The organism is Flavobacterium hankyongi (assembly GCF_036840915.1).
GTDB lineage: Bacteria > Bacteroidota > Bacteroidia > Flavobacteriales > Flavobacteriaceae > Flavobacterium > Flavobacterium hankyongi.
Window position 1 is genome coordinate 2,208,880 of the sequence record NZ_CP085725.1, and the last position, 13,949, is coordinate 2,222,828.

The 13,949-nt window shown below is 31.2% G+C and carries 6 protein-coding genes and 1 tRNA gene; 2 read left to right on the plus strand and 5 right to left on the minus strand.

Annotated elements, in window-relative coordinates; genetic code table 11:
• Positions 1 to 35 precede the first annotated feature (35 nt).
• The 5 genes from LJY17_RS10245 to LJY17_RS10265 form a co-directional block, all read right to left on the minus strand.
• Positions 36 to 3,845 (minus strand): T9SS type B sorting domain-containing protein, encoded by a 3,810-nt coding sequence (locus LJY17_RS10245; protein WP_264543730.1) that lies wholly within the window; start codon positions 3,843 to 3,845, stop codon positions 36 to 38.
• 16 nt (positions 3,846 to 3,861) lie between these two features.
• Positions 3,862 to 4,608 carry a hypothetical protein gene (locus LJY17_RS10250; protein WP_264543731.1) on the minus strand — a complete coding sequence of 249 codons (747 nt, stop codon included), beginning with the start codon at positions 4,606 to 4,608 and terminating at the stop codon, positions 3,862 to 3,864.
• Positions 4,599 to 10,895, minus strand: coding sequence for an RHS repeat-associated core domain-containing protein (locus LJY17_RS10255; RefSeq protein ID WP_264543732.1), 6,297 nt, complete (start codon positions 10,893 to 10,895; stop codon positions 4,599 to 4,601). Before LJY17_RS10255 ends, LJY17_RS10250 begins: the two co-directional genes overlap by 10 nt.
• 94 nt (positions 10,896 to 10,989) lie before the next feature.
• Positions 10,990 to 11,451 (minus strand): T9SS type A sorting domain-containing protein, encoded by a 462-nt coding sequence (locus LJY17_RS10260; protein ID WP_264543733.1) that lies wholly within the window; start codon positions 11,449 to 11,451, stop codon positions 10,990 to 10,992.
• Positions 11,452 to 11,678: 227 nt separating this feature from the next.
• Positions 11,679 to 11,760 (minus strand) — tRNA-Leu (locus tag LJY17_RS10265).
• 181 nt (positions 11,761 to 11,941) lie between these two features.
• Between LJY17_RS10265 and LJY17_RS10270 the strand changes: the two genes are divergently transcribed.
• Positions 11,942 to 13,330, plus strand: coding sequence for a dipeptidase (locus LJY17_RS10270; protein WP_264543734.1), 1,389 nt, complete (start codon positions 11,942 to 11,944; stop codon positions 13,328 to 13,330).
• Between the two features lie 6 nt (positions 13,331 to 13,336).
• Positions 13,337 to 13,888 (plus strand): class I SAM-dependent methyltransferase, encoded by a 552-nt coding sequence (locus LJY17_RS10275; protein ID WP_264543735.1) that lies wholly within the window; start codon positions 13,337 to 13,339, stop codon positions 13,886 to 13,888.
• The last annotated feature ends 61 nt before the right edge of the window (positions 13,889 to 13,949 follow it).

A 13,949-nucleotide genomic window follows, 5' to 3' on the forward strand; every position in this document is an offset into this window, starting at 1 on the left:
GATACATCTTCTTAAAGGCATTATTTCATAGACATCTATCTTTTCAAAGCAAAATGACCTTTTAAGTCTCTACCATCTTCTAACTTTACAAAATACCAATAATCAGCTGCTGGTAAAGATTGCCCATTAAAACTACCATTCCACCCTTCAGAAGCTGGACTAATTTGTTTTAATAATTTACCAAAACGATCAAAAATATAAATTTGAGTTTTAGCATTTACTTTACTATCAATTCCTTTAATATTCCAATAATCATTATAACCATCTCCGTTAGGAGTAAAATATTTTGGGATACCTAAAATACTCACTTCTTCCTTTGAAATCCCACAACCATTTAAATCTTTAACGTAAACTGTATAAATGCCCGCAGGTAAATTATAAAAAGCATTAGATTCTTGAAATTCAATATTATCCAAACTATACACATAATCTCCGTTACCTCTCACACTCACAATGATTGAATTTGAATCAGACAAATCAGTCACCTGAACATTAGAAATAGTTGCCAAATCAGAAGCAACTACTTTTATTTTTCTTGTACGTATACAACCAACGCTATTTTTAACCTCAACTGTATAAATTCCTTCTTGATTTATATTTAATGTTGAGTTAATTTCAAATGGAAGTAAAGTGTTATCTTTTTTCCAAATATAAGTGTAATCAGTTGTTGGTGTTCCATCTAAAATACCCGCATCTAATGTTTTAGTAAGAGTTAACTGGTTACAAACAATCTCACTCCCTTCTAATTCTATTCTAGGCACTGGACACACCATAAATGGAATTATATAAATCGCTTTACAAGTAGCATTAACCGGATTAATAACTTCGACACGCACATTTTGTGTTGCTGTTGTAAAAGGATTCGGCAACGGGCTCGGTAATGAATTATTACTTTGGTCATAATAATTGACAATCATTCCTGTTTGACTTCCTAAAATTGTGTTTTGAAAAGTAGAAGTATCAAAAGTAAATATACCATCTTGAATTAAAGGATCTAATTCATCATCACAAACCGATGTTAAATTAGAACTAATAGGAAAGACTTCGGGCAAATCATCCACAACAAACGTGATTGTAGTTTGATAATCACAAGCAGTTACCGTGTTATTTGTAACCACTGCTTTTATCGTTTGTGTCGCTGTAACAAAAGGATTAGGCAATGGACTTGGCAACGGATTGTTATTTGCATCTAAATAAGCAACAGATACGTTAGTTATTCCGTTTAATAAAGTGATTTGCAGATTTGATGTATCAAAAGCAAACTGCCCGTCCTGATTGTCATCACAATGAGTATATTTTTGCGCTTCTACAATAGGAATACGTTCTACATTTAGAGTGATATGTTGTCCTAACCCTAAACAATCATTATTTACAGCACTATCAACCCTAATGTAAATACTTTGAGTGTTAGGATAACCAATATTTCTGTAGTTGGCAGTATTGGTTATAGCATTACTTTCGGCTAGTGCATCGGAAAGATTGCGATAATAAGTAACAATTAATTGCTGACCTATGGGGAATAAACTTTGAATTTGCGATGTAACACTACTAAAATCGAAACTAGAAATTCCATCTATATTTGTTCCTAAAACAGCATCATCACAAACTGTAAAATTCCTAGTAAAATTTAAAGGAATTTGAGTTGTTGAAACATTTAAATTTAATGTTCCAACTTTAAAACAACCTTTTGCATTGACTACTCTCACAAAAACCACATCATTACTTACAACTTGATTTGCATAGGTAGTAAAATTCAGAATTGGATTGACGTTGTTTTGTGCATCGGTTGCCGTTTCAAAATAACTAAAAGTTTCAGTGGCATAATTGGCGGAAATCAACCTATTTGCTTCGGTAAGATTAAAAATGCTAAAGCCATCAATATTGTCATCACATTGTTTTAAAGCGACAACATTTGAAATCGTTGGTAAAGGAAATACTTCAATAGTAAAAGAGGTAGTAGCAAAACAATTAACATTATCCACATTACTCACTCTTACATAAATCGTTTCTGCACTATTGGCATTTACATAATTGGCAGGACTTGCAATGGGGTTAGTCAAACCCGCATCAGTAAAATAAGCTATCGTAAACTGAATACTTGATTGCCCATTTAGGATTTCGGTTACTTTTTGGGTCAAATCAAAACGGATTCTACCATCAGTATCTGTACCAAAAGTGATATTATCACAAGAAGTTAAGCTAGATATATTTGTCGTAGAACTTGGTGAATCAAAAACGTCTATATTAAATGTGATAGTTGCTTTACAAGCTTTATTTTGAATATTGTAGACTTCAGCTATTATAGATTGCTGTTGGTAAGCAACTGCATTTTGATAACTAAGAGGTGCAACAATAGCAATGTTATTATTGTAATCTATACTATTGGCAAAGTATTTTACTTTGAACTGGTTGGGATTTTGACCATTTAGAATTACCGAATCTAATGTGGTTAAATCAAAATTATAGAATCCATCATTATCATCATCACATTGTAAAACATCCAAAGGCTGAGTAGCTGTAGGTACTTCCGAAATTGTTATAATTCTAGTATTTGTAGCCACTCCTAATGGAGTTGTTACAGTAGCTGTAACAGTATAAGTATTAGGTATTGCATATATATGATTTGTTGTTATATTGCTTTGAACAGGCGATCCATCTCCAAAATCCCAAACTACAGATATAATATTTTGGACATTACTAATAGAAAAATTAATATTATCATTTTCGCAACTCGAATCCCATTGAATAACAGGAGTAAAAAAGAAAGAAGAAACAAAAGGAGGCAACCCCATTGCACATGTTCTTCCATTCAGATCAACTGCGTCTATTTGCACGGAACAGCCTGCACCCAAAGTATTAGGATTGTTTATTACTCCCAACTTAGTTTTAAACATTTGGGCAATATAAATTTTGCTATCAGGTCCTAATTGTAAAGCACCAGGATAAATATTAGGCAGTATAATTTCATATGCACTTGATGCAATATTTGTTGCATTAAGATCATATTGAATTATTTTATAAGGGTTTGGAATTGTAATATATAGTATATTATTATCTGGAGAAAATTCGGCACCATAGGGCCCTTCTATTGTAGTTGTAAAAAGTGTTTTAGGATTTGTAACTAATCCAGATGCAGTATCAAAATCGAAAAGTTCTGCCTGCATTAAATTACATATGGCTAATTTACTCCCATTAGGAGAAATCTTCATGTAGCCCCAAACGTTCTCTGTAGAACCTGAAACTACTGTACCCACATTTGACAAGACTGGTGTTGAGCTCAATCCTGATGATGTTAATAAATGACTATAAAAAGTATTGTTACCAAAACCATGAGTGACTATCCAATAATCAATATTGTTGGCGTGTTTTACAATTGATATTTTTTCGTTTGATGGAGCATAAACTAAAACATTTTTTTCATTTGTTACATCTCCTAAACCTCCATTTAGATTGATATCTACAACCGAATAACGAAAACCATTAGGATGCACTTCATAATCTAATGTAAAAATATAAAACAGATTTGGCGATCCAGGCTTAGGGACTATTGTTGCAGATTGCGTCGAGGAAGTATGCCCCATTAAACCTAAACCATTAGGCATAACTTGATGGTTTTTATTCCAGACTCTTACTCCATCCGTATAAAACAACAAATCACCATTACTATCAGCAATAGTAGCACAACCTTCGCTAGTACTCAATTGACCATCTGTTAGCGTGGTAATGCTATTATCACTATTAAACTTAATCCCAGCATTTGCACCAAAATACCAAACACTCGCTTCTTGTTGGGAGTAAGCGAGTGTGGTAAAAAGAAGAAAAATAACGGCTAATTTTTGTTTCATTTGATTCCTTCAGTTCTTATTTCTGTTCAATTTTTAGATAATATTTTTGCTTCTGTAATTCTGTATTTTGTTCTATAATTTCTGTAGCTCCCAATTTTTTTGAAATGTATTTCTCATAGGTTAAATTATTTTTTCTAAAAAAATCATTAATTTCAAATTTTTCATATTCCCCGTTTATTTTTGGATTTGTTATAGCAAAAATTTCTCCCTTTTCAACAATAAATAAAACCCCTCGTATATTATTGATTTGGAACACAAAATACTTGTCTTGTAATTTTAGATTCATCATTGTCAACATATTACTATCAATTGGCATACTTAAATCGCAATTAAAAATTATTGGAAATAATTTTTCATTTTGTCTGTTAACAAAATTTGTAGTTAAAAATAAATCATTGTAATAGATGTTGTAAACCAAAAGGTTTCTGCATTTTGATTTAAAATCAATATAATGTGCTATATTTTTATTCAGATTGTAGTTCTTTTTTAAATTAAACACAGGAACTGCTTTAACTGATAATTTGTCATAATTGTAATCAGAAATAATTTTACAATTAAATGAATCTATTTCTTGATTTAAATTTTCTCTTTCATAAAGTGTTATTTCGTATTTTTTCTTTAAATCTTTTTCTGACAATTCTGTTATTTTTCTGATTTTTATTTTTGCATAAATAGAATCAACACTTGAAATCGATTGAGAAAGCAACACTAAAGGGTTAAAGAAAATAATATAAAAAATTATTCTTTTGATATTTATTTCCATATAGTTAAAAGAGTTTTTATTATGTTAAATTCATTTTGATATATATATGATCTATAGCCCGCAGGATCCATTATACCTATTCTGTACTGACCGCTTTGGAGTCCTCTTTCTACGCTCTTGACTAGGCTGGCATGTGTCCAACCGCTACCTTCAAGTGTTGGAGGTATCCATTGAATCATTGTTATTTGATTTGCTTTAATGCTATTAGCTAATGAAGCTAAATTTACACCACGTGTAAATTTAGAAACGTTATATCCTTCATTTTTTAAAAAATCTCTTGTCGTGAAAAATGTGTTAGTCCCATTTTCAGCACTATTAAAAAATGCCTCATCATAAACTTCTTTTTTAAAATAAAATTTATCAATACTTCTTTTGCAATCGTATGCACAAGTCGAAGATGGATCAGAATTAAACCCTGTGTTTTTGTCTCTCTGATAAACTTTTGGCAAATCTATTGATGCTAAAACTTCAAATTCCTCTCTATTTGTTTCATTACTTATAATCACATTATTACTGGATCCTATTCTGCTACTAATATACCCATGACTTTCGGCAACATTAACAATTGGATTGTTATTCATATATTCCTGTTGTGCTGCGGTTGGTTGTCCATAACTTGTTATGTAGCCATTTACGCTATCTGTAGCTGCATTAGAAGCGTAACTAAATACCGTGGGAGCTACAGCAGAGGACACTGCACTTCCCCACTGTCCTGCATTCCATTCTAAAGGATTAGGATTTCCAGTTGCTTGTCCCCCATGCACATAGGTAGAAAATATTGCACCAGCCAACCATCCAAAAAAAGCTCCCCAAGTCTCACCTGATTCATCAGTATATCTTGTAGGGTTATTCATTACATAAGCGTAACGATTGTAATTTTGTGTATTGTAAGGATCCTGAATATTATTATCTGGCTGTAAGAATCTGTGAAATTTAAAATCATAAATACGACCATTCATGTTAATTAAATTCACACCTTGTAAATGCTCATGCCCAGTATAACCTCTGTCTGATAACATTGTCCCTGTATCAAACGGAATTGTGGTAGTTATTCCTTTTTGATATTTAATCATTTCACCCCACACATCAAACATACGTTTTTCTACTATAGTTCCTAAATTATCTGAAATACCTACAATGGTACCCTGGTAATCTTTATGGAAATAATATGTTTTTTGAGTTGTTCCATCGCTTGAGACAAATGCAGGAGCATTATATGCATTGCCACCAATGTAGGTTACTAATTCTATTGATGCTGGAGCAGATGTTTTAATTCGTATTTCCATAGATCCATCTGCCGAATAATATTTTTTATACGGGCGTAAAACTTTATTTGGATCTAAACTACCATAACACATAGCTGATCTGTTATTAAAAGCATTGTATTCAAAATCTATAATTTCTTTTGAAGCTTCATCAATTTTTTCTGGGGCTTTAAAAATATTATAGGTTATATTTTGAGTTCTGGCTCCATAATATGCTAAATAACCCTGAGCTAAATCTTGATTAAGAGGGGTTACTGATGTAGTTTGATATGGTTTAGCAGAATTACTATAAGCATAACTTCCTATAGCATTGTTAGAAATAGTACCATTGTTGTTGTAGCTTTGAGTTTGATAATTCAACCCATCTTTATAACTAGTTAATCGATCAGCATTGTCATATGCTAATGTTTCATCCCAACTACCAAACATATTATTTGATCTATATGTTAAATTTCCACTTACAGGGTCAAAAGTATTATTTAAAGTCATAATGTTTGTTGACGATTTATCGTGCTTGTTTTGAGTAGGAAAACCATATATGTCATAGGCATTTGTAATATTGATACCATTCCCTAATGATGCCGTTAAAATCTGTCCATTAGGATTAGTTGTTTTTGTTTCCCAAATAGGTAAACCAGTTGCATTATCAATTAATTGCCACTCAAAACCATTTTTATAAGTGTGAGTTATAGATTTTGTCGATTTTTTATTATCTAAACTATTTTCTACTGTATATATTGTGTTACTTTTTCTTCCGAAGCTATCATAAGTTATATTCTTTTTAAATTTAGCTTTACCTGACAATTCTTCAGAATCTTCAATAACATTGTTAAAACTATCGTACTGAAAACTATTGGTCGAAAATGTGCTATTTGCATAGTCATCTAAACGTATAGTTTTAATAATTTTGTTTGTTGGGTCATATGTATAAGTACTCAAACTTTTTACACCACCACTTGCATCTTTAATAGTTTTTGTTAGCAATTTACCAACACCATTTAAATTGTAAATAATTTCACCTTTACCAACAACTTCTTCTTTTGTTAGTTCTCCATAATTATTATACTCATATTTTCTATTTCCAGCAGATGGATCGTTTAATTCTTTTTTTCTACCCCAACCGTCTTGAATAATCAATATGGTTGCCCCATTACAATTCGTAGATTTTAAATTTCCATTTGGAAAGTAACTATAATTAATTGTGCCTCCCGGTGTTTCCGTCAAGCTTATTATTTGATCTAAAGAGTTTTTAGTAGTCGTTTTAAATTTTACACCGTCATTTTCTGTCACTGTCGTCGTACCTAATGGATAATTATAAACAGTCACTTTTCCGGGAGAAGCACCTGATTTTAAATTAGATGTCTGAGTTACTCTTCCATAAGCATCATATTGGATTTCATTCCAAACATTTGCAACACCATTATGTGGTTGAGATTTATAAATGATTTTATTATCAATATCATAATTCGTATCAACAAATGAAAGATTTCCGTTTATATCTTTAACTTCATTTCGAACTTCTAGTCCCAACAAATTATATGTTATTTTAGAATATGCTCCACTAGGATATGTGGTTTCTTTTGAATATCCACCATCAAAAGTATTTTGATATGCATACGTTGTTATTTTATTATAAAAATCCTTTTTTGATATTAATTTTCCCCATGCATCATAAGTGTACTGATTTTTTAATGATGTTGTGGTTAATGTTGGAAAAGATTCTGTTAATAAGAGCCCAAAATTATTGTAGGTATAATTTGTTATAAAGCCTTCTATATCCGTTTTCTTTGTCAAAAAACGACCTGATGCATCATATTCAAAAGAGTTTACTCTTGTAGCTACTCCAGAAGCAGAAATGGTCTTAGTCTTAATATTTCCAAAAGGATCATATTGATTATCTTCTGTAATATAATCTGTTCCATCCCCTTTTTTCTTTATTTGAGTTAACAAATTAACATTATACGAATATTGCTCCTCTGTACTAAAAGTATCACCACTTGGAAAAACAGTAGATAAACTGTTTGATTGTGTTAACTTATCGACCATATAGGGATTACTTGAAACACCACTATAAACATTGTTCACAACAACTGTTTTATCAGTGGTTGCCCCATTTTTATAATTTGTAGTGACCTCTACAATCGAATTATACACATTGTATTTTTTTGCTGTTTCAATACTTGTGCTTTCAAGACCATTGAAATTTTTAATGAGTGTTGCTTTTAAATTATAAACCTTGTTTGACAATAATGGATTTTCATAAACAGTATCTTCATTATTATAAAAAGTTTGTGTTCTGCTTATAAATGGAGTACCTACAGTTAAATTAAAATCTGGATTTATATCACCTAAAACTGAAAAATTATCAATTACTGCACCTCTTTTAGATATGTCAATTTTAGAAATATTTGAGATTATTTGAGATGAGCTAGAGTGCCAATTTGTGCGAGACACACCTTTAAACCCTAAAAAGCCAAGACCTTCTAAGTTACTCACACCACCATAATATTTAAATTCTTGAGTTTTAATAGTCCCAGAACTATTATCGCTAATCTTAGATACAACTTTGTATGTATCTACAGAAGGCATATCGTAATTAGGAAAATCTTCTGTTGCAGTTACAGAAGTATATACATTTGTGTCACTTAATTTTTTGTATGTTATATTTTGAATTTTATTGTTGCGTTCAACAGATACTAATGTTTTTTCGCTGTATAATTTTGACAAATCCAAATACCTTAAATAATTTGAACCACTACAAAGTGTCAAAGTATTTTTTTGACTATTCTTGTTAATATCCACAAATATAGGAGAAAGCGATGAAGGCTGTTGATTTGAATATTCAACCCCTCCTGTAAGATAAGTATACTGATTAGACCTCCATGATTTTCCTCTTCTAATTAAAGTATTGATTTGAACATCATAACTATACTTATCAACAGTATAAGTATATGGACAATTTTGCTGATAATATTCAATGGACATAGGGCCAAAATCACAGGCATAAGCCGTATGTGATGAAACATAGGTTAATTTTTTAGATACAATTACAACATCTGTTTTATTATCTTTATCAATATCAGCAGTTATTGCATATGTATTATCATCGTCTGGCATAACTGTATTATCAGTTTCCATTGTAAAGGTATTGGCAGTATAATATAAAATCTGTTTTGCTTTCGTAAACCACAAATCTAATTTCCCATCTCCGTTAAAATCTCCTTGAAGGATTGTTCTACCATATGGAGGATTATTTTTTGGATAAATAGATTCAATATTCATTTCAAGTAGTTTTTCAATACTTGTATTAGTTTTATCTAAAGTGTATAAAGTTAGTTTACTATAATCTCCAGAAGAAGAAATAACAATAAAATCTGTTTTCCCATCTCCATTAAAGTCTCCATACCTCACCTCTCTATATTTCTCTAAATCTAAAGTCCCAAGATTAACAACATAATTAGTTGTCATTCTATTATCAAGGTTGACAAATTTTATTTTTTTAAGTTGACTATTGTAGTGAATGAAGTCAGATATTCCGTCACCATTAAAATCTCCAAATTTCCAAAAGGAAGAAGCAGAATAATATTGATAACTCGAAAAATCTGTGCCAGTTTCGTCAAGTTCCTTTGTTTCATTAAGAACCAATCCTGATGAATTTTTTGTGAAAATTTTAAAATAAATTTTTTGTTGTATTTTGTCCATTACAACAGCACATATAGCACTCTTATTGGATTTTTTAACTCCAGTGACACCATATTCAAAATTATTTATTGCTCTAAATTTAGCCTCAGGATTAGCAACAAACAGCCCAGATAATGATAAATTTTGTTCGGTCAAAGTGACAGAATCTGAAAAATTGTTTACAAAGTTTAAAGTATTATTATATGACCAATAATTTATAGCATCAAAGGTTCCATTTCCATCAAAATCACCTATGTCAAAATCTCTAAAAAAACGGTCAGAATAAATATTTCGCCCACCAATATTTTGGATAGTGTTGTTATCCGTACTTATATCATAAGTAAAGTATATTGGTCTTAAAAAACTCGAATTAATACCTGATTTTTCCTGTATGGTCCTCAAAAGTTCATATCCTGTTGTAATGTCGTAGTTTAAAGTGTAACTTCTAAACCCATAATTATTCCCTAATACTTTTATTTCACTTAATAATTTATTGTTATTAATTAAAATAGTTCTTGTGTAGCTTTGTTCTGCATTAATTCTGTCTTTATAAACAAATTGAATTTCATTGATACCTGTTGTTGACGCTTTGCTACCGTATTTTATAGATGCTACATATAAATATTCTGTTGAATTAGCATAAGTATAATTAACTTTTAAGCCTTGTGGATTTTCCCAAGATGTTATGCCAGATATCACAGATGTACTAGAATCAAGAGAGTTACCATAATAAGCAATAGAGCCATCAGGATACTCAACTTTGAATGTCAATTTGCTATATATTTGAATGGCACTCCCATTCTCAATATTATAAAAAGATGAATTAGCTGATTTTAAAGTGATTTTTAAATTAGAAAAATTTTCTGTTGTATAAGTTGAACCAACTGCACCATATGTACCTCCTGTTAATATAAGTCTTTGCCCATCTAAAGCGAATCTATCATTACTGTCTAAATCAACTGGATCATTAAAACCATCATGAAATATTGTCGCTGGAATACGTGTGATAGATGATAACCCTGAAATGTTCCAACCAAAACCTGCTAAACCAACCCCTGCTTGACTATTATATGATAATCCAATTTTTGGCTCTACACCATTTATCCCCGGAGGAACCATTATTGAGACATTGTACATTGCAGCTCCTGCCAGTGAAACTGACAATTCTCCTTTTGTTTCACCAACCTCACCTGCTAAGCTAGGGTCTGTAGGATCAGTAGGCTCTTCAGGATCAATGATTATTGGATCATCAGGTAGTCTGTTTGTATTCTGTTGCCTATTATTCTGAGCAAATAGTACATTAAATGTTAAAAATAGAAATAGTATATATATTCTTTTCATTTGGTTCAATTAAAATTAGGGTTTTCGTCCAAGTTGGATAGTTTTTTTTAAACTATCTGAGTGATTTTTATAGATTATAATCGTTTAAAAACTATTAGTTTTTAATCTTAACTATTTTGATAGTCTTCCGATTATTATCACTAAAACTTAAAATCAAATTGTAATATCCTTCTGCATAATTATTAAAAGGAATACTTATAGACTCTTGATTTTTACTTAACAGAAAGCTCTTTATAAATTGTCCATTTAAAGAATATAAATCTATTTTTTGTAAACTGCTTTGTTGAGAATTAATCCAATTTACATTTAATTCTTCTAAAACAGGGTTAGGAAAATATTTCACTTGACTTATTAAATTTTCCTGTTCAATTTCTTCCTTAGTAATTATGTTTTCTTCCTTTACTATTGAATCATTTGCCATTTTTGAAGTAGGACAGTTTACACATAAAGATCGTAGTGTTTGGTTTCCTGCAGAATCATAATTAAATTTTATTTTATGCTGAGCATTTATGGTTTCACTCAAAAAGAGCAAAAAAAGAAGTAAAGTAATTCTCATTAAATTTGATTTTAAAATTTGGCGCGAAATTACTTGTAAAAACTAATATAAAACAACACCAAGATTTAGTTAATTTTTATCAAATAAATTATAGAAAGCATAGTTAAGTTTCCCGAAGATTATAGTTAAAGAGTTTTTGGTTCATAAAAGCAGTAAAAGACACACTTTTCAAAATGATTAAAAACCTTTTAAAAATAAAAAAAGCCCAATCTTTCGATTGAGCTTAGTGCGGGTGATAGGACTCGAACCTACACGCCTTGCGGCACCAGATCCTAAGTCTGGCACGTCTACCAATTTCGCCACACCCGCAGGGTTTAGAAACAGTAATTGTTTCAATAAGTGGGTGCAAATATACACATTATTTTTAAATTCCAAATCCCAAAGCAGAAATTCCAAGAAAAAAATAAATACAGATTAAAATTTAGAATTTGGAATTAAGAAATTGGTCTTTCAATTCCCTATCTTTGAAAATCTTTATCAAAAAAACACAATGGAAAATATTAAACAATACGTTCAAGAAAATAAAGAACGTTTTTTAAATGAATTGATTGATTTATTAAAAATACCTTCAGTAAGTGCCGACAGTGCTTACGCTCAAGACGTAATTGATACAGCAAATGCGGTAAAAGCAAGTTTAGAAAAAGCAGGATGTGATGTTGTTGAACTTTGCGAAACTCCAGGCTATCCAATTGTTTATGGAGAAAAAATAATTGACAAAAACTTACCAACTGTCCTAGTATATGGTCATTACGATGTTCAACCGGCTGACCCAATTGAACTTTGGGACTCACCTCCTTTTGAACCAGTAATCAAGAAAACAGATGTACACCCTGAAGGTGCTATTTTTGCTCGTGGAGCTTGCGATGATAAAGGTCAAATGTACATGCACGTAAAGGCATTTGAGTACATGATTAAAAACAATTGCTTGCCTTGTAATGTTAAATTCATGATTGAAGGTGAGGAAGAAGTTGGATCTAAAAGTTTAGGCTGGTTCGTAGAAAGAAACCAAGATAAATTAGCCAATGATGTGATTTTAATTTCAGATACTGGAATGATCTCTAATCAGCAGCCATCAATCACAACAGGTTTACGTGGTTTAAGCTATGTAGAAGTTGAAGTTACTGGTCCAAACCGTGATTTACACTCAGGATTGTATGGTGGTGCAGTTGCTAATCCAATTAACATATTGACTAAAATGATTGCATCTTTACATGATGAAAACAATCACATTACAATACCTGGTTTTTATGATAAAGTAGAAGAACTTTCTACTGAAGAAAGAGCTCAAATGGCAAAAAGACCTTTTAGCCAAGATGCGTATAACAAAGCTCTTGATATAGCTACAGAATATGGCGAAACAGGATACACAACAAATGAAAGGAACTCTATAAGACCAACTCTTGATGTTAACGGTATTTGGGGCGGATATACAGGTGAAGGTGCAAAAACTGTTATTGCAAGTAAAGCCTATGCAAAAATTTCGATGCGTTTAGTTCCTAACCAAGACTGGGAAGAAATTACAGAATTATTTAAAAAACACTTTGAAAGCATTGCACCTAAAGCAGTAAAAGTAAAAGTTAGTCCACATCATGGAGGACAAGGCTATGTAACCCCTATTGATGGGATTGGTTATCAAGCTGCTGCAAAAGCTTACCACGATTCATTTGGTGTAGAACCAATTCCGGTACGTTCTGGAGGAAGTATTCCAATTGTTGCTTTATTTGAAAAAGAATTAAAATCTAAAACCATCATGATGGGATTTGGACTGGATAGTGATGCAATTCACTCACCAAATGAACACTATGGTATTTTTAACTACTTAAAGGGAATTGAAACTATTCCTTTATTCTACAAATACTTCACTGAAATGAATAAATAAAATTCGGTGAGTAAGAAAAAATTTATTTCAGAAGTACTAAAATCTACAGGAACTATAGGCGCTTTGTCGCCTAGTTCCTCTTTTTTGGCAAAAAAAATGCTGGAACCCATCGATTTTAGTAAAACAGAATGCATTGTAGAATTTGGACCAGGAACAGGTGTTTTTACCAAAAAACTACTTGAAAATATGCGTCCTGATGCTAAACTTTTAGCATTTGAAATCAACCCAACATTTATTGAAGAGCTGAAACTAATCAAAGACAATAGACTGGTCTTAATTAATGATAGTGCCGAAAAAATAAAAGGTTATTTAAAAGAAAACGGATTTACTTCAGCTAATTACATCGTTTCATCGTTGCCATTTGCCATGATTCCAGATGAAGTTGTAGATTCTATTTTAACCAATTCTGACAATGCCCTTTCAGAAGGCGGAAAATATATTCAATTCCAATATTCATTAAATGCAAAAAAGAAATTAGAAGGATATTTTAGTGAAATTAGTATCAATTTTACGCTTTTGAACTTACCTCCAGCCTTCGTTTACATCTGTTCAAAATAAAATAAAAACAGTTCTTGTCTTTTAATCAATTTTTTTAAGTTTGCTCCACCAAACAAACACA

Coding starts and splice junctions, on each gene's coding strand:
- LJY17_RS10270 (WP_264543734.1), top strand. CDS start 11,942: ATGGAAAATATTAAACAATACGTTCAAGAAAATAAAGAACGTTTTTTA.
- LJY17_RS10260 (WP_264543733.1), bottom strand. CDS start 11,451: ATGAGAATTACTTTACTTCTTTTTTTGCTCTTTTTGAGTGAAACCATA.
- LJY17_RS10245 (WP_264543730.1), bottom strand. CDS start 3,845: ATGAAACAAAAATTAGCCGTTATTTTTCTTCTTTTTACCACACTCGCT.
- LJY17_RS10250 (WP_264543731.1), bottom strand. CDS start 4,608: ATGGAAATAAATATCAAAAGAATAATTTTTTATATTATTTTCTTTAAC.
- LJY17_RS10255 (WP_264543732.1), bottom strand. CDS start 10,895: ATGAAAAGAATATATATACTATTTCTATTTTTAACATTTAATGTACTA.